The following is a 21692-nucleotide window of genomic DNA, read 5'->3' on the forward strand; positions in this document are numbered from 1 at the left end:
CAAGATCGCCGGGCGTATGATCCGGGTCACATCGACAGAACGGTGCGGCCCATGAACGACGCGCTCCCCCGCAACCCGGCGCTCGGCATCGGCCCGGACGGGTCCTACACCCGTCCGGGCCAGTTCTTCGCCTTCGTCCTCGGCCTGCTGACGACGGTGGTCTTCGTGCCGCTGACCGTCCTCGCGGCCCTCCTCTACAGCTGGGCCGAGCCGAAGTTCGCGACCGACCCGGGACGTGCCCGCGTCCTCGTCATCTGGTCGTGGCTGTGCCTCACCGCCCTGCCGGTCGCGGTCGTGGTCCTCGGCTTCGGCATCGCCATGATCGTCACAGCGGTCACGGGCTGACGGGAAGAGTCCGGCACGCGGACGGGTTGGGACCGGTCATGAGCGTCCCGTACTCCGTCCTCGACCTCGCGCCCGTCGTCAGCGGCTCCACGTCCGCCGCCGCTCTGCGCAACACCCTCGACCTGGCCCGGCACGCCGAGCGGCTCGGCTACCACCGGTACTGGCTCGCCGAGCACCACGCCATGCCGGGGATCGCGAGCTCCGCGACCGCCGTCCTGATCGGCCAGGTCGCGGCGGCCACCGCGACGATCCGCGTCGGCTCGGGCGGGGTCATGCTGCCCAACCACGCGCCGATGGTCGTCGCCGAGCAGTTCGGCACGCTGGAGGCGCTGTACCCCGGGCGGATCGACCTCGGCATCGGCCGCGCCCCCGGCACCGACCAGGCCACCGCGCGCGCCCTGCGCCGCTCCCCCGACGCCCTCTCCGTCGACGACTTCCCCGAGCAGCTCGCCGAGCTGCGCGGTTACTTCGCCGCGGGCGGCACCGTGACGCCCGCCGCCGGGAACGAGCCGCCGATGTGGCTGCTCGGCTCCAGCGGGTACAGCGCGCGCCTCGCCGGGCTGCTCGGCCTGCCGTTCGCGTTCGCGCACCATTTCAGCGCCGAGAACACGCTGCCCGCGCTGGCGGTGTACCGGGACGCGTTCCGCCCCGGCGTCCTGGACGAGCCGTACGCGATGATCGCCGTGTCGGTCGTCGCCGCCGAGACCGACGAGCGGGCCCGCGAGCTCGCCCAGCCGCAGGCCCTCGCGTTCCTGCGGCTGCGCCAGGGCCGCCCCGGGCCGCTGCCGAGCCCCGAGGAGACCGCGGCGCACCCGTACACGCCGCTGGAGCGGGGGCTCATCGAGTCCCGCGTGCGGGACCAGGTCGTCGGCGGCCCGGAGACCGTCCGCGACCGGCTCGGCGCGCTCGTCAAGGACACCGCCGCCGATGAGGTCATGGCTGTGACGCAGGTGTACGAGCACGCCGACCGGATCCGCTCCTACGAGATCCTCGCCGGGCTATGACCCGCGGTGCAGGGCGAGGCCGGTGCGCAGGGCGCCGGCCGCCTCCGCCAGCGCCTCCAGGAACCGGCCGCCGAGCCCGTACATGTTCGCGAAGCCGTGGATGAGGTCCTCCTGGCGGCGCGACGCCACCGGCACGCCCGCCTCGCGGAGCCGTTCCGCGAACGCCTCGCCCTCGTCCCGCAGCGGGTCGAAGCCCGCCGTGACGAGGTAGGTGGGCGGGAATCCGGACAGGTCGTCGGCGAGCAGCGGCGACGCCGAGGGGTCCTTGCGGTGCTCGGGCGGGCAGTAGTGATCGCTGAACCACGTCATGTCGGCGTCGGTGAGGTAGAAGCCGTCGGCGAACAGATCGCGTGAGCGGCGGCGGGTCGAGAAGTCCACGCCCGGGTACAGCAGCAGCGCGAAGGCGGGCCTGACGGCCGCGCGCAGCCCCACGACCGCCGACAGGTTGCCGCCCGCGCTGTCGCCGCCGACGGCGATCGCCGCCGGGTCGGCGCCGAGCGATCCGGCGTTCTCGACGGCCCACTCGAACGCGGTGACGGCGTCGTCCGCGGCCCCCGGGAAGGGGCACTCGGGGGCCAGCCGGTAGTCGACCGACAGCACGCGCGTCTCCGCGTTCACCGCGAGGTACCGGCAGACCACGTCGTGGGTGTCGAGGTCGCCGATCACCCAGCCGCCGCCGTGATAGAAGACGAGCAGGGGCGACCCCTCGGCAAGGCCCTTCGGGGTGTAGAGCCGGGCGGGGATGGTGTGCTCGCCGGGGATCGCGACGGGCCGCGTCAGGACGGGCCGGGCGGGCACGCGCGTGATCATCTGCTGCGCCCGCGTGATGGCCTGCCGCGCCTTCTCCGGCGTGGACGCGCTGAGGCTGCGCTGCTCCAGCCGCGACAGCTTCAGCAGCAGCTGCGCGTCCAGGGCGAGCCGCTGCCCGTCCCGGACGACCGGAGCCCCGGCGATCAGCCGCTTGACGGGCGCCGGCAGGGCGAACACGCCCCGCAGCACGGCACCGACCAGGGACGGCGGGATCTTCTCGAACGGCTGCGACATGGGGGCCTCCAGCGGGGACGGGTCCGGTGCGCCGATGGTAACCGAACGCCATTCCGGCCCCGTCCACACGGCGGCCCCGTGCGCACGGCGGCACAGGCGCACGCGGTACCGAAGGCCGTCCGAGGGCGGTTCCCCGGAGGCGGGCGACGCGACCGGCGGGGCGGGATCCGGCGGCGGCGAGAAATCCGCTCCGGGACGGCGACAAAAGAGGAATAGAGCATTCCGTTCTGCTATAATCAGAACAGAATGATTCGTTCCGAGGAGGCCCCGGGCATGACCGAGATCCGTCCGTTCCGCATCGACGTACCCGAAGCCCAGCTCGACGACCTGCGCGAGCGCCTCGCCCGGACCCGCTGGGGCGCGCCGCTGCCCGGCGCGGCCTGGGAGCGCGGCGTCCCGGTCGACTACCTGCGGGACCTCGCCGAATACTGGCGGACGTCCTACGACTGGCGCGGGCACGAGGCAGAGCTCAACAAGCTGCCCCAGTTCGTCACCGAGATCGACGGGCAGACCGTCCACTTCCTGCACGTCCGCTCGGCGGAGCCGGACGCGCTGCCGCTGGTCCTCAACCACGGCTGGCCCGGCTCCATCGTCGAGTTCCTCGACGTCATCGGCCCGCTCACCGACCCCCGCGCGCACGGCGGCGACCCGGCCGACGCGTTCCACGTCGTCGCCGCGTCCATGCCCGGCTACGGGTTCTCCGGGCCGACGAAGGACACCGGCTGGACCAGCGACCGCGTCGCCGGCGCCATCGCCGAGCTGATGCGCCGCCTCGGCTACGACCGGTACGGCGCGCAGGGCGGCGACATGGGCGCGTTCGTCGCGCCCGCCCTCGGCCGCCTCGACGCCGGGCACGTCGTGGGCGTCCACGTGAACGCCGCGACCTACGGGTTCATCCCGTTCGGCGAGGTCCCCGACGAGGAGCGCGCGTCGCTCAGCGAGACCGAGCGCGCCCGCGTCGACCGCCTCAAGGCGTGGACGGACGACGGGAGCGGCTACTTCCAGATCCAGGCGACCCGCCCGCAGACGCTCGCGCACGCCCTCACCGACTCCCCCGCCGGCCAGCTCGCCTGGATCATGGAGAAGTTCAAGGAGTGGACGCATCCGGCCGACGCGCTCCCCGAGGCCGTCATCGACCGCGACCGGATCCTCACCAACGTGATGCTCTACTGGCTGACCGGCACGATCGGCTCCGCCGCGAACATGTACTACGAGAACATGCACGCCGCCGGCGACTGGGGCGGGGAGGCCCCCGCCACGCCGACGGGCGTCGCGGTGTTCGCCGAGGACGTCGCCATCCGCCGCTACGCCGAGTACGCCAACAACATCGTCCACTGGACGGACTTCGACGAGGGCGGCCACTTCGCCGCCCTGGAGAAGCCGGACCTGCTGACCGAGGACGTCCGCGCCTTCTTCCGCCCCCTCAGGTGAGGCGGGTCCTCAGGTGAAGCGGGCGGAGCGCGTTCCCGGGGTGCCCGGCGGCAGGGCGTGCAGGGCGCGCTCGATCGCGGTCGCGGCCCTGCGGCAGAACGCCTCCGGCTCGTCGGCGGCGTCCGGGCGCTCGTCCACGAGGACGTCCGCGAAACCGGCGGACAGCAGGTCGGCGGACCGGACGCCCTGGGCGGCGGCCATCTCCGGTGCCCGGTCGGGCGTGCGGTGAACGATGACGGACGCCCCCTCGGGCGGAAGCGGTGACAGCCAGGCGTGCCGGGCGACCAGGACGCGGTCGGCCGGAAGGAGCGCCAGGGCGGCGCCGCCCGTGCCCTCGCCGAGGAGCAGGCAGGCCGTGGGGGCCGGGAGGGTGATGAGGTCGGCGAGGCAGCGCGCGATCTCGCCGGCCAGGCCGCCCTCCTCCGCCTCGGCCGACAGCACGGCGCCCGGCGTGTCCACGACCGTGACCAGCGGCAGGCGCAGTTCGGCGGCGAGCGCCATGCCGCGGCGGGCGACGCGAAGGCCGGCCGGGCCCAGCGGGTGACCGGTGCGCTGGCTGCGGCGGTCCTGGCCGGCCAGGACGCAGGACGCGCCGCCGAAGCGGGCCAGGGCGAGGAGGAGGCCCGGGTCCGCTTCGCCCTGGCCGGTGCCGGAGAGCAGGGTCACGCCGGTGGCGCCGTGGCGGAGGAGTTCGCGCACCCCCGGGCGGTCGTCGCGGCGCGATCTCTGGATGGACTCCCAGGCCGGGGTCTCGTCCGGACGTGCCGGAGGTTCTTCCGGGGGCGCCTCCGACGGGCCTCCGCACAGGACGTCCAGGGCGGCGGACGCCACGCCGGCGAGGTCGTCGATGCCGACCACGGCGTCCACGAGGCCCTTCGCGGCGAGGTTCTCGGCGACCTGCACGCCCGGCGGGAACGGCTCGCCGTACAGGCCCTCGTGGACGCGCGGGCCGAGGAAGCCGATCAGGGCGCCGGGTTCGGCGGCGGTCACATGGCCGAGCGAGCCCCATGACGCGAACACGCCGCCGGTCGTCGGGTGCCGCAGGTAGACGAGGTACGGAAGGCCCGCCGCGCGATGCGCCATGACGGCGGCGGTGATGCGCGCCATCTGCACGAACGCGGCCGTGCCCTCCTGCATCCGGGTCCCGCCGGACGAGGGGGCGGCGAGCAGCGGGAGCCGCTCCGCCGTGGCGCGCTCGACGCCGGCGACGATCCGGTCGGCGGTGGCGCGGCCGATCGAGCCCGCGAGGAAGCGGAACTCCGACACCACGAACGCGACCCGCCTGCCGCGCAGCCCGCCCTCGCCCGTGAGGACCGCCTCGTCGCAGCCGCTGCGGTCGCGCGCGGCGTCGAGCTCGGCGGCGTACCCGCCGGGCGCTCCATCACCGGCCGCGGGCGGCGGCGCGTCCCACGACGTCCAGCCGTCCAGAACGCGGTCGAGCAGTGCGCGGGCTCCGACCCGGTCGGTCACGTGAACTCCCTCCGCCGTCACCAGCATGATGACGGGGGCGTCGGGAGGACCGGGCGGCGGGGGCCGCGCGCCGGCGCCTCCCACCCCTGGGGCGCCGGTCGCGCGGTCCGCTCGTCCGGTGCTTCGGTGAACCGGAGTGACTCTGATCCTGCACGTTCCATATGCACAGGACGGAACATCGGCGTGACGGTCACGTTTCGCTTCGCCACCCAGGAACCCGGATCGGGGCGCCATACTTTCGCGCCCAGCGGGGATGGATGGACGCAAGTGGAACAAGGGAGCCAGGACACGGCATGGACGGAGACATTCGCCCGCTGGATCCCGCGGACCCCCGGATGGTCGGCGGGCACCGGCTGCTCGGGCGGCTCGGGTCGGGCGGCATGGGCACCGTCTACCTGGGCGCCGACCCCGTTTCCGGCAACCGCGTCGCGGTGAAGACGATCCATCCGCACCTCGCGGGCGACCCCATGTACCGGCAGCGGTTCCGGGACGAGGCCGTCCTCGCGAGCCGCGTCGCGTCGTTCTGCACGGCGCGCGTCCTCGCGCACGGCGAGGAGGACGGCCGCCCCTACCTCGTCACCGAGTACGTGGGCGGCGTCTCGCTGCGCCAGCGGCTCGCGCAGGACGGCCCGCTGCCGCCCGCCGAACTCCACGGCGTCGCGGTCGGCGTCGCGTCCGCGCTCGCGGCGATCCACGCCGCGGGGCTGGTGCACCGCGACCTGAAGCCGGCCAACGTGATGCTCACCCTGTCGGGCTGCCGCGTGATCGACTTCGGCATCGCCCGCAGCCTGGACTCCGGGGGCCTCACCGCCGTCTCCGGCACCGTCCTCGGCACCCCGGGCTGGATGGCGCCCGAGCTGCTCCGCGGCGGCACCGCGACCCCGGCCGCCGACGTGTTCGCGTGGGGCTGCCTCATCGCCAACGCGGGCACCGGGCGCATGCCGTTCGGCCACGATCCCGTCACCGCGCTGATGACGTCGGCCGAGCCGGACCTGCGCGGCGTGCCCGACCCCATCGTCCCCGCCGTCCGGGCCGCGCTGTCGGGCGAGCCCTCGGACCGTCCGTCCGCGGCGGACCTGCTGCTCGGGCTGGTGGAGCAGCCCGGGTCGGGCGACGAGACGCCGGCGCCGCCGTCGGGGCGGACGGCCGGCGTGGAGGTGGCGACCCGCGCGTTCACCCCGATCGGCATGGTGGGCGCCCGCTCCACGACCCGCGTCCGCGTGCTGGCCGGCTCCGTCACCGCGCTGGGGGTCGCGCTGGTGGGCGCGCTCCTCATCGGTCTCCTGAGCGACCGGAGCGCCCCGGTCACGCCCAGGCCGGCCGCCCCGAGCGCGTCGGTCACGCCGACGCAGGGCGCGGCACCGGCGCCCGTCGAGGCGGCGACCTCCGCCGCGCCGACGAGGCCCGGCAAGAAGAAGAAGCGCGGCAAGAAGAAGAACCGGAACCGCGACCGGCCCCGGGCGGCCGACCGGGGCTGAGCGGCCCCGCCTCCGCGGCTCCGGGTCAGACGCGCCTGATGACGACCAGCGCGCAGTCGTCGTCGCGGGCCGCCGCCATCGTCTCGACGAGTTCCCGGGCGCCATGGCCGAAGCCCTGCGGGACGAGCCGCTCCGCCTCGCCGAGCAGGCGGTCGATGCCCTCGTCGAGGTCGCTGCCGGGGGACTCCACCAGGCCGTCGGTGTAGAGCAGGAGGGCGTCGCCCGAGCGCAGGCGCCCGTGCTCGGGGACGCAGTTCAGGTCGGGGACCACGCCGAGGACGACGCCCTTCGCCGGGCTGACGCGCCAGTTGCCCGTGGCGGCGTCGAACTGGACGGCGGGCGGATGGCCCGCGGACTCCACCGTGTACTCGCCCGTCGCCAGGTTGACGACGAGGTGCACGGCGGTGACGAAGCCCTCGTCCCAGCGCTGGCGGCGCAGGTAGGTGTTGCAGGCGGGCAGGAAGTCCTCCGGATGGACCGATCCAAGAAGCCCCCCGAACGCCCCGGACAGCATCAGCGCCCGCGTCCCGGCGTCGATGCCCTTGCCCGAGACGTCGACGAGCGCGACCTCGAGGATGTCTCCGTCGCACGCCGACACGACGAAGTCGCCGCCGAACGACGAGCCGCCCGCCTGAAGCAAAACGATCTCGGACGCCCAGCCGTCCGGGAGGCTCGGCATCTCGCCCTGCCGGCGCAGGCGGTCGCGCAGCTCCAGCAGCATCGTGTCGCCGCGCAGGCCCTGCACGCCGAGCTGCTGGCGGGTGCGGGCGAGGGTCAGCGAGAGCACCGCCGTGATGCCCAGGGTGGCGATCATGCCGGGGCCCGCGGCGGCGCTGTCCTGCCAGCCGTTGTAGCCGACCATGACCGCGACGATGGCGAGCAGCGCGACCAGGCTGCGGACGCGCAGCCACAGGCCGCCGCCGAGGACGGTCAGCACCAGCGCCCCGGACGGCGCCAGACCGCGCCGGTCGGTCACCGCGGCCAGGCCGATCGCCACGGCGAGGACGGCGAGGACGACGAAGACATGCCGTTCGCGCATCAGCCGTCCCTGCCGCATCCACCGGTACAGCAGCACGAGCGGGGGGATGCGGCGCAGCACGGCCCGCACCCCGGGCGGGAGGCGGTGGACGAGTCGCTGCAGCATGATTCCGCACTGTATCGAGCAATGGTGCGGCGCCGCTCCCCTCGGCGGCGCCGAGCTGACTTGCAACGCTCCACCCCGTCCGCTTCGGGGGGAGATGAAACCGGTCGCGCGCTGATTCCCCTACGTCCGTTCAGGGAAGGTTCCCCGCGAGGCCGGCCGGCGGGGCGGGCGCGCGGATGCGGTGGGGGACACGATGGGGCAGCCCAGCATGCGGATCACGGTGGACGCGGCGATGCGCGCACGGGACGTGGCGCGGGAGCGTCCCGCCGCCGGCGAACCCGCCTCCGCGCGGGCCGCCGAGCCGCCCCGGCGCACCAAGGCCCAGAAGAACGAACGGCGCCGCCTCGGCAAGCGAGGCGGCGCCCAGCGGAACCCGTGAGGCTCAGGCCTCGCCGGGGAGGGGCGGGAGCTGCCCCGTGGTCTCGTAGTCGGTCAGCATCCGGATCCGGCGCGTGTGGCGCGCCTCGTCCGAGTAGGCCGTGCCGAGGAACAGCTCCACGAAGCGGGCGGCCGTCTCGTGGTCGTGCTGGCGGGAGCCGATGCTGATCACGTTCGCGTCGTTGTGCTCGCGGGCGAGCGTGGCGATCTCCTCGTTCCAGACCAGCGCGGCCCGGACGCCCCGCACCTTGTTCGCGGCGATCGCCTCGCCGTTGCCGGATCCGCCGATCACGATGCCGACGGTGCCGGGCTCCGCGGCGGTCCGCTGCGCGGCCCGCAGCACGAACGGCGGGTAGTCGTCCACCGCGTCGTAGGCGAACGCACCGCAGTCGACGGGCTCGTGACCGTTCTCCTTCAGCCAGGAGACCAGGTACTCCTTCAGCTCGTACCCGGCATGGTCGGTTCCAAGAAAGACGCGCATGGCACCGATTCTCCCAGGCCGCCGCCGCGCTCCGGCCCCGGGGTCAGCTCGGCGGCGGGAGGCGCGGACCCGTGTCGCCGGACGGGTCCCGCGGCGGGTCCTGCGGCCCGTCCTCGGGCGGTTCCTGCGGCCCGTCCTTCGGTTCGTCCCGGGGCGGGGCCTCGCGCGGCGGGCCGGCGTCGCCGTCCGATTCGTCCTGAGCCGGTGGCCCCGGCTGGGCGGGCGGCTGGGCCGGCGGCTGGCCCGGGGCGGGGGCCGCGCCCCAGGCGGGCGGCTGCGGCGTCCCGGGCGGCGGAGTGTACGGAACGGCCGCCGGGTGCTGCGGCCCCGTCCCCATCTGCGGGCCGGGCTGCACGGGCGGGTAGCCCGCGGGCCGCCCGTAGGGCTGCTGCGGCGCGTACGGCATCGGCTGCGGCCCGGTGCTTCCGCCGAACGGCATCGGCTGCGGCCCCGTCCCCCCGCCGAACGGCTGCGGCTGCCCGTAGGGCTGCTGAGCGGCGGGGGTGCGGGAACGCCCGACGGCGTATCCGGCGAGCGTGCCGAGCCCGACGAGCCAGCCGTAGGCGAACCCGAACCCGAGGCCGGTGGAGATGGAGATCCAGATGGTCCTGGACGCGCCGCCGGGGAAGGGGAAGGCCCAGTTGAGCAGGACCCCCTCCACGATGCCGGACAGGCCGGCGGCGAGGACGGCCGCCCACCAGCCGGTGATGAAGGCGCCGAACGCCCCGCGCCGCGGATCGACGCTCCGCGCCCCCACCACCACCAGGGCGGCGAGGAGCCCGAGCATGACGAGCAGGGTGAAGTCGATCGCGAAGATGTACTTCCACTCGGTGCGGGAGCCCGGTCCGCTGATCCGCCACATGGGGACCTGCAGCCACGTCACCAGGGGGGCGAGACCCTCGCCGCGTTCGAGATCGCTCTCGTTGATCTCGTCCGCGACCCACTGGTTGCCCATCACCAGCGCGATCGCGAGGACGGGGAGCAGGGCGCCGAGCGCCATCGCGATCATCCGCCGCATCGTCATGCCGGGCAGGGTAGTGCGGATCCTCCGCCGCCGGTAGGCCCTCAGGCCGCCGGGTAGCGGAACGCCGGGTCCACCTGGCGCTCGAGGTCCGCGCCGGTCGCGCGGTTCGCCCAGCTCCGCGCGTTCTTGACGTGGAACTCCACGGCCTGGCGGTGGAACTTGCCCCAGTCCTTGGCGCGCGCGTCGACCTCGGCCAGCATCCGGGAGAGCGCCTCCTCGTTGCCGTCCTCCAGGGCGACGCCGTCCCGCCCCTGCTCCAGCGCCCGGACGGCGGCGGACTGCCCGAGCCAGGTCAGCAGGTCGTCCCCGGTGTGCTCGCGCAGGTAGGCGATGTCGTCGGCGCTCTGCGCCTTGTTGCCGACGACGCGGATGGCGACGTCGTAGTCGCGGGCGTACTCGACGTACTGGCGGTAGACGCCCACGCCCTTCCGGGTGGGTTCGGCGACCAGGAACATGAGGTCGAACCGGGTGAACAGACCGGACGCGAACGTGTCGGCCCCGGCGGTCATGTCGACGACGACGTACTCCCCCGGCCCGTCCACGAGGTGGTTGAGGTAGAGCTCGACCGCGCCGGTCTTGGAGTGGTAGCAGGCCACGCCGAGGTCGTCGTCGTTGAACGGCCCGGTGGCCAGCAGGGTGACGCCGTCGACTTCCTGGCCCAGGTGGTGGACGGGGTCGTCGCCGCGGAACCGCAGCAGCCGCGAGCCGGCGCCGGGCGGGGTGGTCTTGACCATCTGCGCGGTGGACGGGATGCGGGGGTTGTCGCCGCGCAGGTACTCCTTGATCTCGGGGAGGTGGTCGCCCATCGCCGGGACCTTGGCGGCGCGGTCCTCGTCCAGGCCGAGCGCGACGCCGAGGTGCTGGTTGATGTCGGCGTCGATGGCGACGACCGGCAGCCCCCGTCCGGCGAGGTGCCGGACGAACAGCGACGACAGGGTCGTCTTGCCGCTGCCGCCCTTGCCCACGAATGCGACCTTCACAAATGCCTCGATTCGGATATGAAAACCGTTGCCATTTTCCACGCACGAGTGTGACGCAGCGTGACAGGTGTTTTCAAGCGGAACGGCCGAAGACGGGCGGGCCGGAGTCGCGCGGGGACCTCAGCGCGGCGCGGCGGCCGGGTCGAACCCGAAGGGCAGCTCCAGCCGGTGCGCGGCGAGCAGGTCCGCGTCGGCGAGCAGGTCGCGGGTCGGCGCGTCCGCCGCGATCACCCCGCCGGAGAGGACCACCGACCGCGGGCACAGCTCCGCCGCGTACGGGAGGTCGTGCGTGACCATCAGCACGGTCACGTCCAGGCTCAGCAGGATCTCGGCCAGCTCCCGGCGGCTCGCCGGGTCCAGGTTGGAGGACGGCTCGTCCAGCACCAGGATCTCCGGCTCCATCGCGAGCACGGTCGCGACGGCGACCCGGCGGCGCTGGCCGAAGCTGAGGTGCTGCGGCGGCCGGTCGGCCGCGTGCGCCATCCCGACGCGGTCGAGGGCGACCCGGACGCGCCCCTCCAACTCGGCGCCGCGCAGCCCGAGGTTCGCCGGGCCGAACGCGACGTCCTCCCGGACGGTGGGCATGAACAGCTGGTCGTCGGGGTCCTGGAAGACGATGCCGACGCGGCGGCGGATCTCCCGCAGGCCCTTTTTGTCCTTCGGGTCGACGGCGAGGCCGCCGACCCGCACCTCGCCGAGCCCGCCGTGCAGGATGCCGTTCAGGTGCAGGACGAGCGTGGTCTTCCCGGCCCCGTTCGGCCCGAGGAGCGCGACGCGCTCGCCGCGCCCGATCGTCAGGTCGACGCCGAAGAGCGCCTGCGTCCCGTCCGGGTAGGCGTAGGCGAGCCCCTCGACCTCCAGGGAAGCCGTCATATCCCCATCCAAGCACCCGCCGCCACCAGCAGGGCCGCCGCGGGGAGCAGGGCCGCCGCCGACCACTGCCCCGCGGTCGCCCCCACGTCGTCCAGGAGCGGCATGCGGCCGTCGTACCCGCGGCTCACCATCGCGAGGTGGACCCGCTCGCCCCGCTCGTACGAGCGCAGGAACAGCGCCCCGACCGACTTCGCCAGGACGCCGGTGGCGCGGACGTCCCGCGCCTCGAATCCCCGGGACGCGCGCGCCACCCGCATCCGGCCGAGCTCGGCCGCGACGACGTCGCCGTAGCGCAGCATGAACGTCGCGATCTGGGTGAGCAGCTGCGGCATGCGGAGCCGGTCGAGGCCGAGCAGCAGCAGCCGCGGCTCGGTCGTCGCGGCCAGCAGGATCGACGCGACGACGCCGAGCGTGCCCTTGGCGAGGATGTCCCAGGCGCTCCACAGCCCGCTCTCGCTGAGCCAGAGCCCCAGCACCGTGGTCTTCTCACCGGTCGCGACGAACGGCATGAGCAGGGCGAACGCGACGAACGGCACCTCGATGGCGGTCCGGCGCACGACCGTCCCGAAGGGGATCCGCGCGACCGCCGCGACCGCCGCCAGCAGCACCGCGTACGCCGCGAACGCCCACATCCGCTCCCGCGGCGTGGCGACGACCAGCAGCACGAACGCGAGGACCGCCACCAGCTTGCAGTGCGGCGGCAGCCGGTGCACCGGGGACGCGCGGTCCAGGTAGAGCCGGTGGACGTGCCCGGCGCCCACTAGGAGGCGGTCCCGGACGCGCCCCCGGAGTCCTTCGCTCCGGGCCGCCGGATGATCCAGAAGAGCCCGCCGCCCGCGAGCAGCACCACCCCGACGCCGATCACGCCGGAGAGGCCGCCGGAGAGCCGGGCGTCGTCGACGCCCTTGACGCCGTAGTCGCCGAGCGGCGAGTCGCCGAGGGAGTGCTCCTTCTCCTTCTCGGCGATGCCCTTGTCGGTCGCGACCTTCTCCAGGCCGTCCGGGCTGGCGCTGGCGTAGAAGCTGACGACCCCCGCGAGGACCAGCGACACCAGCAGGAACCCGAGGAAGAAGCGCTTGCGGTTCATGTCGGTCCCTCTCCCGCCTTTCACGTTCACGCCTGCGCCGGAACGGGCGCCTGCACCCGCAGCTCCGGACGCCCGATCAGCTCGCGGGCCCCGTACACGAGGTCGGGCCGGACGCGGAGCACGCTCGACACGGTCACGGCGGTGATCAGCGCCTCGCCGATCCCGATCAGGACGTGCACGCCGAGCATCGCGGTCGCGAGCCCGCCGATCGGCACGTCGGCGGTGCCGCCGAGGGCGTAGATCAGCGTGAACGCGGCGGCCGACGCCGGCACCGAGACCAGCGCGGCGGCGAACGAGGCCCCGGTCACCGCGGCGCGGTTCTTCGGCAGGACCTTCAGCAGCCCGCGGAACAGGCCGTATCCGGCCAGGACGGTCACGATCGCCATCAGCACGATGTTGACGCCGAGCGCGCTGACCCCGCCGTCCGCGAACAGGAGGGCCTGCACCAGCAGCACCACCGATACGCACAGTACGCCCGTGTACGGCCCGACCAGGATGGCCGCGAGCGCGCCGCCGAGCAGATGCCCGCTGGTCCCGGACGCGACCGGGAAGTTGAGCATCTGCGCGGCGAACACGAACGCGGCGGTCAGCCCGGCGAGCGGCGCCGTCCGGTCGTCGAGCTCGCGCCGGGCCCCGCGCAGCGCGACCGCGACCCCGGCCGCCGCGACGAGGCCCGCCCCCACGGATACCGGCGCGTCGATGAAGCCATTGGGCACGTGCATTCCGTACTCACCGTCCTACCTGGATGGCCTGATGGGACCAGTGTGCTGGCACATCCCTGGTAGTTGCAAGTTACTCGCAATAGCAACCTATTGGTGGCGGTGTGGCGAGACGTCCGGATCCGCGGGGGCCGCCGGAGATCGGCCGGGGCTCAGTCGAAGATCGGGTCGACCGTCCTCGTCCGCTTGAGCTCGAAGAACCCCGGCGTCGACGCGACGGCCACGACGCCGTCGAAGAGCTTGGCGGCGGCCTCGCCGCGCGGGATCGGGGAGACGACCGGGCCGAAGAACGCCGAGCCCTCGACCTCGATCACCGGGGTGCCGACCTCCTGACCGACGCGGTCGATGCCGTCCTTGTGCGAGGCCCGCAGCGCCTCGTCGTACTCGGTCGACTCGGCCGCCGCCGCGAGCGCCGGGTCGAGGCCGGCGGCGGTCAGCGCCTCCGCGAGCACGGCCTCGTCGAGCGCGCGGTCCTCGTGGTGCTTGCGCGTGCCCATCTCCGTGTAGAGCCGGCCCAGGACCTCCGGGCCGTACTTCCGCTCGGCCGCGACGCAGACCCGTACCGCGCCCCACGCGTCGGCGAGCAGCTCCCGGTACTCGGCCGGAATGTCCTTGTCCTCGTTGAGGACGGCGAGGCTCATCACATGCCAGCGCACCTGGATCGGGCGGACCTTCTCCACCTCCAGGATCCAGCGGGACGTGATCCACGCCCACGGGCACTTGGGGTCGAACCAGAAGTCCACGGGGGTGCGGTCGCCGTTCGACAAGAGAGCCTCCTAGTAGTCGTGTCCGCCCCGATCAACCCTCCGCCGCCGCCGCTGATTCCCCGCCGGCGCGATTCGAAGGCCGTGGCGCCAGGACCGGAGCACCGGCCGGTTGGTAGACATGGGGGAACAGGCAATGAACCGACCAAGGAGTGCATGTGGCAGGCAACCTGACGCGCGACGAGGCGCGGGAACGGGCCAGGCTGCTCAGCGTCGAGTCGTACGCGGTGGAGCTCGACCTCGCGGGGGACGACGCCGAGAGGTTCGGCTCCACCACGGTGGTCCGGTTCGGCAGCGCGGAGGCGGGCGCGGACACCTTCATCGACCTGCACGGCGCGGCCGTGCGGGAGGTGACGCTGAACGGGAGGGCCCTGGACCCCTCGACCTACGACGCCGACAAGGGCCGGATCCCGCTGCCGGGACTCGCGGCGGACAACGAGCTCCGCGTCGTCGCCGACTGCGCGTACTCCCGGTCGGGCGAGGGCCTGCACCGGTTCGTGGACCCGGTCGACGAGAGCGTCTACCTCTACACGCAGTTCGAGACGGCCGACGCGCACCGGATGTACACCTGCTTCGACCAGCCCGACCTGAAGGCGACGTTCGAGCTGACGGTGCGGGCCCCGGAGGGCTGGGAGGTCGTCACCAACGAGGCGGCGGAGACGTCCGGCGGCGGCACCTGGCACTTCATGCCGACCCCGCAGATCTCCACGTACATCACCGCGCTGGTCGCGGGCCCGTACCACGCCGTCCGGGACGAGTACCGGCGCGAGGACGGCACGGTCATCCCGCTCGGCGTGTTCTGCCGGGCGTCGCTCGCCGAGCACCTCGACGCGGACGCGATCGTGGACGTGACGCGCCAGGGCTTCGCGTACTTCGAGAAGGTCTTCGGCCGTCCGTACCCGTTCGCGAAGTACGACCAGCTGTTCGTGCCGGAGTTCAACGCGGGCGCGATGGAGAACGCCGGGTGCGTGACGTTCCTGGAGGACTACGTCTTCCGGTCGCGGGTCACCGACGCCGCCTACGAGCGCCGCGCGGAGACGATCCTGCACGAGATGGCGCACATGTGGTTCGGCGACCTCGTGACGATGCGGTGGTGGGACGACCTGTGGCTGAACGAGTCGTTCGCCACGTACATGAGCGTCCTGTGCCAGGCGGAGGCCACGAAGTGGACCGGGTCGTGGACGACGTTCGCGAACCTGATGAAGGCGTGGGCGTACCGGCAGGACCAGCTGCCGTCGACGCACCCGATCTCGGCGGACATCCCCGACATCCGCGCCGTCGAGGTGAACTTCGACGGGATCACGTACGCGAAGGGCGCGTCCGTCCTGAAGCAGCTCGTGGCCTATGTCGGCCGCGACAACTTCCTGGAGGGCGTGCGGCGGTACTTCGACCGGCACGCGTGGGGCAACACCGTCCTGAGCGACCTGCTGGGCGCGCTGGAGGAGACGTCCGGGCGCGACCTCGGGTCGTGGTCGAAGGAGTGGCTGGAGACGGCGGGCGTGAACACGCTGCGCCCGTCCTACGACGTCGACGCGGAGGGGAACTTCACGTCGTTCGCCGTCCTCCAGGAGGCGAAGGCCGACCACCCGACCCTCCGCTCGCACCGCGTGGCGGTCGGCCTCTACGACCGCACGCCGGACGGGATCGTCCGGCGCGACCGGGCCGAGCTCGACATCGTGGGCGCCCGCACGGAGGTCCCGGACCTCATCGGGAGAAAACGCCCCGACCTCGTCCTGGTGAACGACGACGACCTCACCTACGCGAAGATCCGCCTCGACGAGCACTCGCAGAGGACCCTCGTCGAGGCGATCGGCGACATCAGGGACGGCCTCCCGCGCGCGCTGTGCTGGTCGGCGGCGTGGGACATGACGCGTGACGCCGAGATGGCGACGCGCGACTATGTGAAGCTGGTCGTGCGGGGCATCCGCGGCGTCACCGACATCTCGGTCACGCAGACGCTCCTGCGGCAGGCGCGCACCGCCGTCCAGCAGTACGCCGACCCGGCGTGGCGCGGCGAGGGCCTCGGCCTGATGGCGGACGCCCTCGCGACGCTCGCCCGTGAGGCCGAGGCCGGATCCGACTTCCAGCTCGCCTACGTGCAGGCGTTCGCGACCGTGGCCGTCACCGACGAGCACCTCGCGCACGTGCGGGCCCTGCTGGACGGCTCGGACACCCTGGAGGGCCTCAAGGTCGACACCGAGCTCCGCTGGGCGCTGCTGCGCCGTCTCGTCGTCACCGGCAGGGCCGGGGAGGCGGAGATCGACGCCGAGCACGAGCGCGACCGCACCGCCGCCGGCGAGCGGCACGCCGCCGCCTGCAAGGCGGCGATCCCGACCGCGGACGCGAAGGCCGCCGCGTGGGAGCGGATCATCTCGGGGACGCTGCCGAACGCGGTGTTCCGCGCGACCCTCGGCGGCTTCGTCGAGCCCGACCAGGTGGACCTGCTCGTCCCCTACGTGGACGGGTACTTCGCCGAGGTGGGCCGGGTCTGGAAGGAGTGGACGAGCGACATGTCGCAGACGTTCGCCGAGGTCGCCTACCCCTTCCTGGTGGTCGAGCAGTCCACGGTGGACCGCACCGAGGCGTACATCGCGGAGAACGACCCGCCCGCGGCGCTCCGGCGGCTGCTGTCCGAGGGCCGTGACGGCGTGACCCGCGCCCTGCGCGCCCGTGCGAAGGACCGGGCGTCCGCCTGATCCTGCGCCCGTTCCGTCCGGCGCACGTGGCCGTGCGGTCGGCCGTCAGGGACGTCCCTGCGGCGACCGCACGGCGACGGTGGTCCTGATGCGGGGATGGGCCGCGAGGTCCTCCAGGAGGACGGGGTCGCCGTTCGCGTCGGCGAGGGGCACGCGCCAGTTGGGGTACTCGTCCGTGGTCCCCGGCTGGTTCTGGGTGCGGCGCTCCCCCACGGCGTCCGCGAGGGCGATCCCCGTCAGGCGGGCCGGGGTGCGGGCGAGGAAGGCGTGCAGAGCCGCGACGACCTGCTCGTCGTACACGTCCGATCCCTCCTTCAGCGCGTCCATCACCGTTTCGGGGGCCGCCTCCAGGAGACCTTCGGCGTGCAGGACGGCCAGCCAGTCGGCCAGCTGGCGGTGATGGTCGTCCTCCTCTTCCGCGACGGGGCGGGTGAGCAGCCCGAGGCGGTCGCGGAGCCCGATGTGGTCGCCGTGCAGGAAGCCGGTGATGGGCGGCATGTCGTGGGTGCCGACCGTGGCCAGGGACAGCTCCCGCCACTGCCCCGGCGGCTTCGGGCGGCCCGCGCCGTCCCGCTCGAACCACAGCAGGGACGTGCCGAGCACGCCCCGCTCGGCCAGGTCCGCGCGCACACCGGGCTCGACGGTGCCGAGGTCCTCGCCGATGACGACGCCCCCCGCGCGGTACGCCTCCCAGGTGAGGCAGCCGAGGAGCGCGTTCCGGTCGTAGGCGACGTACGTGCCGTCCGCCGGCGACGCGCCCTCCGGCACCCACCAGAGCCGCGACACCTGCATCGCGTGGTCGAGGCGCAGCCCCCCGCCGTACCGGAACGCGGCGGCGACCATCTCCCGGAACGGGACGTACGCGGCCTCGGCGAGGCGGCGCGGATCCCACGGCGGCTGGCCCCAGTCCTGGCCGCGCTGGTTGAACTCGTCCGGCGGGGCGCCGACGCTCATGCCGGGCGCGAAGCGGGTGCGGTACATCCAGGCGTCGGCGCTGCCCTGCGCCACGCCGACCGCCAGGTCGTGGACGATCCCGACCGGCATCCCGGCGTCGCGGGCGGCCCGCTGGGCGGCGCCGAGCTGGCCGTCCAGCCGCCACTGCAGCCAGGTGTGCAAGCCGATGCGCGGCGCGAGCCGGGCCGCCTCGGCGGCGACGGCGGGCCCCTGCGCGTCCTGGAGCGCGGCCGGCCAGCGGCGCCAGTCGGCACCGTGCGACTCGGCGAGCGCGCACCAGGTCGCGAACGCGGTGAGCGCCCTGCCCTCGCGCGCCTGGAACGCCTCGTAGTCGCGCTGGGCCTCGGTGCCGCGCGGGACGCGGTGGAGGATCTCCAGGGCACGGCTCTTGGCCGCCCAGACCGCGTCCCGGTCGATGGCACCGGCGGCCCCGCGAAGGGGCGCGGCGAGGGAGTCGATCTCCGCGCGCTCCCCGGGCGGCAGCGCCCCGTACTCGGGGAGGTCCTCGATCCGCAGGTGGATCGGTGCCGGGAACCGGCGGCTCATCGGCGAGTACGGCGACGGGCCGATCGGCGCGGCGGGTTCGGTGGCGTGCAGCGGGTTGATGAGCGTGAACCCGGCGCCGAGCTCGCGGGCGCTCCAGGCCGCCAGGTCGGCGAGGTCGCGCAGGTCGCCCATCCCCCACGACGCGCGCGAGCGCACCGAGTACAGCTGCGTCGTGAACCCCCAGGCGGGCGCGGGCGGCTCCAGGGCGTGCGGCGCGACGAGGAGCGGGGCGGTCGCGTGCTCCTCGCCCCGGTGCGCGTGGAGGCGGTGCCAGCCCAGCGGGACATCGTCCAGGGCGAACCGGATCACCTCTCCCGACTCGAGTTCCACGAAGAGGTCGACGTCCGGTTCCGGTTTCACCGCGGCCCCCTCCCGGAGGACGACGACCGGAGGCAGCAGCGCCTCCGGCCGTCCTGTCGTCCGGTGGAGCTCCTCCCGGATGGCGGCCTCGGACGAGACGTCCACGCCCAACGCCCCCAGGACGGCGACGAGGGTGTCGCGGGAGACCTCCGCCTCCCGTCCCCGCCAGTCGGTGTACCGGGTCGCGACCCGGTGCGCCTCCGCCAGCCTGCTCAGTTCGTCCACTGCCACATCCGCTGCCACGTCCGGAGGCATGCCCGGTCAGGGCGGGACCAAAAGGGTCAGGCGTCCCAGATGGCGGGCTTGCGGTCGATCCAGGGGCGGGCCTCCTCCAGCTGGGCGGCCAGTGAGATGAGCGTTCCCTCGCCGCCGAGCCGTCCGGCCAGCATGACGCCGATCGGGAGGCCGTCGGGGCTCCAGTGCAGGGGGACGTTCACGGCGGGCTGCCCGGAGATGTTGTAGGCGGCGCAGAAGGGGGTGAAGTCCTTCTGCCGGGCGAAGTTCTCCTCGGGCTCCTGGTCGTGGAAGTGGCCCACGGGCGCGGGGGGCAGCGCCAGGGTGGGGTGCAGGATCGCGTCGAACCGGTCCGTCACCGGGAACGCGCTCCGCAGCGCGCCCTGCAGCGCGGCATGCGCCTCGAACAGCTGCGGCGCGGACGTGGCGAAGCCCTTCTCACGGAGCCACCGCGTGAGCGGCTGGAGGAGGTGCTCCCGCTCGCGGGGGACTGGCGTGAGGGTGGCCATGACGCCCCACAGCAGCTCGAAGTGCGGCACGAGCTCCGGCCCGAACACGGGCGGCAGCTCGACGACCTCGTGGCCGAGCTCCTCCAGCAGCGCCGACGCCTCCTCGTAGGCGGCGAGGCAGTGCGGGTGCACCTCGGCGCCGGCGACGGCGGGCTGGGCCCCGCGCGCGATCCGCAGCCGGCCCGGCGGCCGGTCCGCATGCGCCAGGAACGTTCCCTCGACCGGTGGGGCGAGGTAGATGTCGCCGGGCATCGGGCCGGACATGACGTCCAGCATCAGGGCCGCGTCGCGGACGGACCTGGCGATCGGCCCGTTCGTGGACAGCCCGAACAGGTCGGGGATGATCGGGCCCTGCGAGACGCGCCCGCGGGTCGGCTTGATGCCGAACAGGCCGCACACGCTGGACGGGATCCGGATCGAGCCGCCGCCGTCGCTGCCCTGCGCGATCGGGGCGAGGCCGGCCGCTACCGCCGCGGCGGCGCCGCCGCTGGAGCCGCCCGCGGAGCGCTCGAGGTCCCAGGGTGTGCGCGCCGCGGGCGCGACGGCACTTTCCGTATAACAGGGCAGACCGAATTCGGGGGTGGTGGTCTTACCGAGAAGGACAGACCCCGCTTGCCTCAGCAGTGACACGACGTTATCGTCCGCGAAACCCGTCAGATCGGTGAACACCGCCGATCCGAAAGTCATCCGGACGCCGTTCACCATGTTCAGGTCCTTGATCGGGACCGGCACCCCGTGCAGGGGTGCAAGCTCGTCCGGCGGCAGGTCCAGGGCCGCCTTCTCGGCCGCGCGCGCCTCCTGCCTGGCCCGCTCCGCGGTGACCGTGACATAGGCCCCGACCTGCGGATTCAGCCGTTCGATGCGATCCAGGTAGTGGTCGGTGATCTCGACGGGGGACAGCTCGCGGGCGCGTACGGCCGCGGCCATCCGCATGGCGGTGAGGTCATGGGGAAGTGTCACACCGCCGAACGGTAGACGGCGCGTGGACGAGCATCAAAGATGGCAGGGGCGACGGGACGGACGAACCCGTCCGGGACGCCTGTAACCGGATACTCGCGGCGACGAAAGAATTAACCCGGCATGACTGGTCGGCGACCATGGGAATGATTACTCTGCGCACGGAGGATCATGCCCCCGAGTGGAGAGGTATACGGAGCGTCACTCATGGCGATGACGGAGCGGGGCGATACGCAGGAGGCCCGGGCCCAGCCCCGGGTGCAGGAGGAGTCGCGTGACCACGCACACGGGGCTCCCGTGAAGGAGCCGGACGACCGGCCCACCGGTTCCAGGTTCGGCGACCCTCGGATTCGCCGGTGGCTGCGCCGGATCGGGATCGGGGTCGCGATCGGCGCCGCCGCCGGGCTCGTCCTCGGGTTCCGGCTCGGGCTCGCGGTGGCCGTCCTGGTGGTCGTCGCGGACACCGTCCGGACGTCGCGCCGCAGTTCCAGCGTCACGGCGTGGCGGAAGTCCTCGGCCGCCGAGCGGCGGACCGAGAAACAGTTGCGGTCCCTGGAGCGCAACGGCTACCTCGTGCTGCACGCGCGGGCCGTCCCCCGCGACGACGAGGGCGTCAGCGACGGGCAGATCGACCACCTGGTGATCGGGCCGTCCGGCGTCTACGCCATCGACTCCGAGAACTGGGACAAACGGCTCCCGGTGCGCACCCTTTCGCACCGCAAGCTGTTCCACGGCCCGTTCAACCGGAAGGACCGGCTGGACGAGGCGCGCTGGGAGGCGGACCAGGCCAGCCGGATCATCGGCGGGCAGGTCGGCTTCGACGTCCCGGTGCAGCCGTCCGTGGCGATCTACGGCCCGTCCATCCCGTGGAAGGTCATGCGGGTGCGGGACGTGGACGTCTACGCCGGCAACCGCGCCCGCGCCTACCTGCGGCGGCGCCCCAAGATCCTGACCGAGACCGACGTCCAGCGCATCTTCGACGCGGCGCAGAAGGCCCTGCCGCCGAAGTACACCGACGACTGACGGCCGGCGGGCGGCCCGGCCGGGTCGCCCGCGTCCTCTCCCACCGGACGCCCCGCGCCGTCGGGTAGCATCGAACGCACAGGACCGGCCCCGCGTGATCTCCGCCGCGGCCGGTGGCAGCGCCGCGATCCGCCGCCGCCGATCTCCCTCCGATGCAACGCCCGGCCGCGCCGAACACCGGCCCCGCGGCC

General features: G+C 73.6%; 20 protein-coding genes. 7 read left to right on the top strand and 13 right to left on the bottom strand.

The genetic code is table 11. The features are described from left to right. Positions 1-51: 51 nt before the first annotated feature. Complete coding sequence (locus tag IE99_RS0116670; RefSeq protein ID WP_030171012.1) at positions 52-345, top strand: hypothetical protein; 294 nt, start codon at positions 52-54, stop codon at positions 343-345. 38 nt (positions 346-383) lie between these two features. Next, positions 384-1349 carry an LLM class flavin-dependent oxidoreductase gene (locus tag IE99_RS0116675; RefSeq protein WP_030171014.1) on the top strand — a complete coding sequence of 322 codons (966 nt, stop codon included), beginning with the start codon at positions 384-386 and terminating at the stop codon, positions 1347-1349. On the opposite strand, the gene IE99_RS0116680 is transcribed toward IE99_RS0116675, so the two are convergent. Continuing rightward, positions 1344-2393, bottom strand: coding sequence for an alpha/beta hydrolase (locus IE99_RS0116680; RefSeq protein WP_030171016.1), 1050 nt, complete (start codon positions 2391-2393; stop codon positions 1344-1346). The genes IE99_RS0116675 and IE99_RS0116680 overlap by 6 nt on opposite strands. 273 nt (positions 2394-2666) lie before the next feature. On the opposite strand from IE99_RS0116680, the gene IE99_RS0116685 reads away from it, so the two are divergent. Beyond that, entirely contained in the window at positions 2667-3824 is a 1158-nt protein-coding gene (locus tag IE99_RS0116685; RefSeq protein WP_030171019.1) for an epoxide hydrolase family protein, read from the top strand. A gap of 9 nt (positions 3825-3833) precedes the next feature. Here the strand turns inward: IE99_RS0116685 and IE99_RS0116690 are convergent, their stop codons facing one another. Continuing rightward, positions 3834-5321, bottom strand: a complete 1488-nt coding sequence (locus IE99_RS0116690) for a carboxyl transferase domain-containing protein (RefSeq protein ID WP_051712641.1) — start codon at positions 5319-5321, stop codon at positions 3834-3836. Positions 5322-5587: 266 nt separating this feature from the next. Here IE99_RS0116690 and IE99_RS0116695 point away from each other — a divergent pair, with 266 nt between their 5' ends. Next, positions 5588-6772 carry a serine/threonine-protein kinase gene (locus tag IE99_RS0116695; RefSeq protein WP_051712584.1) on the top strand — a complete coding sequence of 395 codons (1185 nt, stop codon included), beginning with the start codon at positions 5588-5590 and terminating at the stop codon, positions 6770-6772. A 25-nt stretch (positions 6773-6797) separates the two neighbouring features. Here the strand turns inward: IE99_RS0116695 and IE99_RS0116700 are convergent, their stop codons facing one another. Beyond that, entirely contained in the window at positions 6798-7916 is a 1119-nt protein-coding gene (locus IE99_RS0116700) for a PP2C family protein-serine/threonine phosphatase (protein WP_030171028.1), read from the bottom strand. 193 nt (positions 7917-8109) lie between these two features. On the opposite strand from IE99_RS0116700, the gene IE99_RS0116705 reads away from it, so the two are divergent. After that, the gene (locus IE99_RS0116705; protein ID WP_157610349.1) at positions 8110-8295 is read left to right on the top strand and encodes a hypothetical protein; all 186 of its coding nucleotides are present in this window, start codon (positions 8110-8112) and stop codon (positions 8293-8295) included. Positions 8296-8298: 3 nt separating this feature from the next. Here IE99_RS0116705 and IE99_RS0116710 read toward each other — a convergent pair whose 3' ends face one another. The 8 genes from IE99_RS0116710 to IE99_RS0116740 all read right to left on the bottom strand — a co-directional run bounded on the left by IE99_RS0116710 (position 8299) and on the right by IE99_RS0116740 (position 14225). Further along, a complete protein-coding gene (locus IE99_RS0116710) occupies positions 8299-8775 on the bottom strand; it encodes a ribose-5-phosphate isomerase (RefSeq protein WP_030171033.1) in 477 nt (158 codons plus the stop codon). A 43-nt stretch (positions 8776-8818) separates the two neighbouring features. Next, positions 8819-9799 (bottom strand): hypothetical protein, encoded by a 981-nt coding sequence (locus tag IE99_RS0116715; protein ID WP_030171036.1) that lies wholly within the window; start codon positions 9797-9799, stop codon positions 8819-8821. Positions 9800-9840: 41 nt separating this feature from the next. After that, a complete protein-coding gene (locus IE99_RS0116720) occupies positions 9841-10779 on the bottom strand; it encodes an ATP-binding protein (protein ID WP_030171039.1) in 939 nt (312 codons plus the stop codon). A gap of 120 nt (positions 10780-10899) precedes the next feature. Beyond that, positions 10900-11652: an energy-coupling factor ABC transporter ATP-binding protein gene (locus tag IE99_RS0116725; RefSeq protein ID WP_030171041.1), complete on the bottom strand. Its 753-nt coding sequence runs from the start codon at positions 11650-11652 to the stop codon at positions 10900-10902. Next, the gene (gene cbiQ, locus IE99_RS0116730; RefSeq protein ID WP_030171043.1) at positions 11649-12413 is read right to left on the bottom strand and encodes a cobalt ECF transporter T component CbiQ; all 765 of its coding nucleotides are present in this window, start codon (positions 12411-12413) and stop codon (positions 11649-11651) included. The genes IE99_RS0116725 and cbiQ overlap by 4 nt, the downstream gene beginning before the upstream one ends. Continuing rightward, on the bottom strand, positions 12413-12739 hold the full coding sequence (locus IE99_RS32700; RefSeq protein ID WP_037559583.1) for a PDGLE domain-containing protein: 327 nt from the start codon (positions 12737-12739) through the stop codon (positions 12413-12415). Before IE99_RS32700 ends, cbiQ begins: the two co-directional genes overlap by 1 nt. Before the next feature lie 26 nt (positions 12740-12765). Continuing rightward, the gene (locus IE99_RS29290; RefSeq protein WP_037559584.1) at positions 12766-13461 is read right to left on the bottom strand and encodes an energy-coupling factor ABC transporter permease; all 696 of its coding nucleotides are present in this window, start codon (positions 13459-13461) and stop codon (positions 12766-12768) included. A gap of 149 nt (positions 13462-13610) precedes the next feature. Then, positions 13611-14225: a mycothiol-dependent nitroreductase Rv2466c family protein gene (locus IE99_RS0116740; protein ID WP_030171046.1), complete on the bottom strand. Its 615-nt coding sequence runs from the start codon at positions 14223-14225 to the stop codon at positions 13611-13613. Between the two features lie 155 nt (positions 14226-14380). Between IE99_RS0116740 and pepN the strand changes: the two genes are divergently transcribed. Beyond that, positions 14381-16918 (top strand): aminopeptidase N, encoded by a 2538-nt coding sequence (gene pepN / locus IE99_RS0116745; protein ID WP_030171049.1) that lies wholly within the window; start codon positions 14381-14383, stop codon positions 16916-16918. 45 nt (positions 16919-16963) lie between these two features. Here the strand turns inward: pepN and malQ are convergent, their stop codons facing one another. Both malQ and IE99_RS0116755 read right to left on the bottom strand, forming a co-directional pair. Beyond that, on the bottom strand, positions 16964-19003 hold the full coding sequence (gene malQ / locus IE99_RS0116750; RefSeq protein ID WP_425423835.1) for a 4-alpha-glucanotransferase: 2040 nt from the start codon (positions 19001-19003) through the stop codon (positions 16964-16966). A 56-nt stretch (positions 19004-19059) separates the two neighbouring features. After that, positions 19060-20481 carry an amidase gene (locus tag IE99_RS0116755; protein WP_211258828.1) on the bottom strand — a complete coding sequence of 474 codons (1422 nt, stop codon included), beginning with the start codon at positions 20479-20481 and terminating at the stop codon, positions 19060-19062. 204 nt (positions 20482-20685) lie between these two features. On the opposite strand from IE99_RS0116755, the gene IE99_RS0116760 reads away from it, so the two are divergent. Further along, positions 20686-21501: a nuclease-related domain-containing protein gene (locus IE99_RS0116760; RefSeq protein WP_030171058.1), complete on the top strand. Its 816-nt coding sequence runs from the start codon at positions 20686-20688 to the stop codon at positions 21499-21501. Positions 21502-21692 lie beyond the last annotated feature (191 nt).

Origin of the sequence: Spirillospora albida (assembly GCF_000718255.1) — a bacterium.
GTDB lineage: Bacteria > Actinomycetota > Actinomycetes > Streptosporangiales > Streptosporangiaceae > Spirillospora > Spirillospora albida.

Excerpts from the sequence above, each read along its gene's own strand:
- IE99_RS0116670 (WP_030171012.1), top strand. The coding sequence starts at position 52 with ATGAACGACGCGCTCCCCCGCAACCCGGCGCTCGGCATCGGCCCGGAC.
- IE99_RS0116675 (WP_030171014.1), top strand. The coding sequence starts at position 384 with ATGAGCGTCCCGTACTCCGTCCTCGACCTCGCGCCCGTCGTCAGCGGC.
- IE99_RS0116680 (WP_030171016.1), bottom strand. The coding sequence starts at position 2,393 with ATGTCGCAGCCGTTCGAGAAGATCCCGCCGTCCCTGGTCGGTGCCGTG.
- IE99_RS0116685 (WP_030171019.1), top strand. The coding sequence starts at position 2,667 with ATGACCGAGATCCGTCCGTTCCGCATCGACGTACCCGAAGCCCAGCTC.
- IE99_RS0116690 (WP_051712641.1), bottom strand. The coding sequence starts at position 5,321 with ATGCTGGTGACGGCGGAGGGAGTTCACGTGACCGACCGGGTCGGAGCC.
- IE99_RS0116695 (WP_051712584.1), top strand. The coding sequence starts at position 5,588 with ATGGACGGAGACATTCGCCCGCTGGATCCCGCGGACCCCCGGATGGTC.
- IE99_RS0116700 (WP_030171028.1), bottom strand. The coding sequence starts at position 7,916 with ATGCTGCAGCGACTCGTCCACCGCCTCCCGCCCGGGGTGCGGGCCGTG.
- IE99_RS0116705 (WP_157610349.1), top strand. The coding sequence starts at position 8,110 with ATGGGGCAGCCCAGCATGCGGATCACGGTGGACGCGGCGATGCGCGCA.
- IE99_RS0116710 (WP_030171033.1), bottom strand. The coding sequence starts at position 8,775 with ATGCGCGTCTTTCTTGGAACCGACCATGCCGGGTACGAGCTGAAGGAG.
- IE99_RS0116715 (WP_030171036.1), bottom strand. The coding sequence starts at position 9,799 with ATGACGATGCGGCGGATGATCGCGATGGCGCTCGGCGCCCTGCTCCCC.
- IE99_RS0116725 (WP_030171041.1), bottom strand. The coding sequence starts at position 11,652 with ATGACGGCTTCCCTGGAGGTCGAGGGGCTCGCCTACGCCTACCCGGAC.
- IE99_RS32700 (WP_037559583.1), bottom strand. The coding sequence starts at position 12,739 with ATGAACCGCAAGCGCTTCTTCCTCGGGTTCCTGCTGGTGTCGCTGGTC.
- IE99_RS29290 (WP_037559584.1), bottom strand. The coding sequence starts at position 13,461 with ATGCACGTGCCCAATGGCTTCATCGACGCGCCGGTATCCGTGGGGGCG.
- IE99_RS0116760 (WP_030171058.1), top strand. The coding sequence starts at position 20,686 with ATGGCGATGACGGAGCGGGGCGATACGCAGGAGGCCCGGGCCCAGCCC.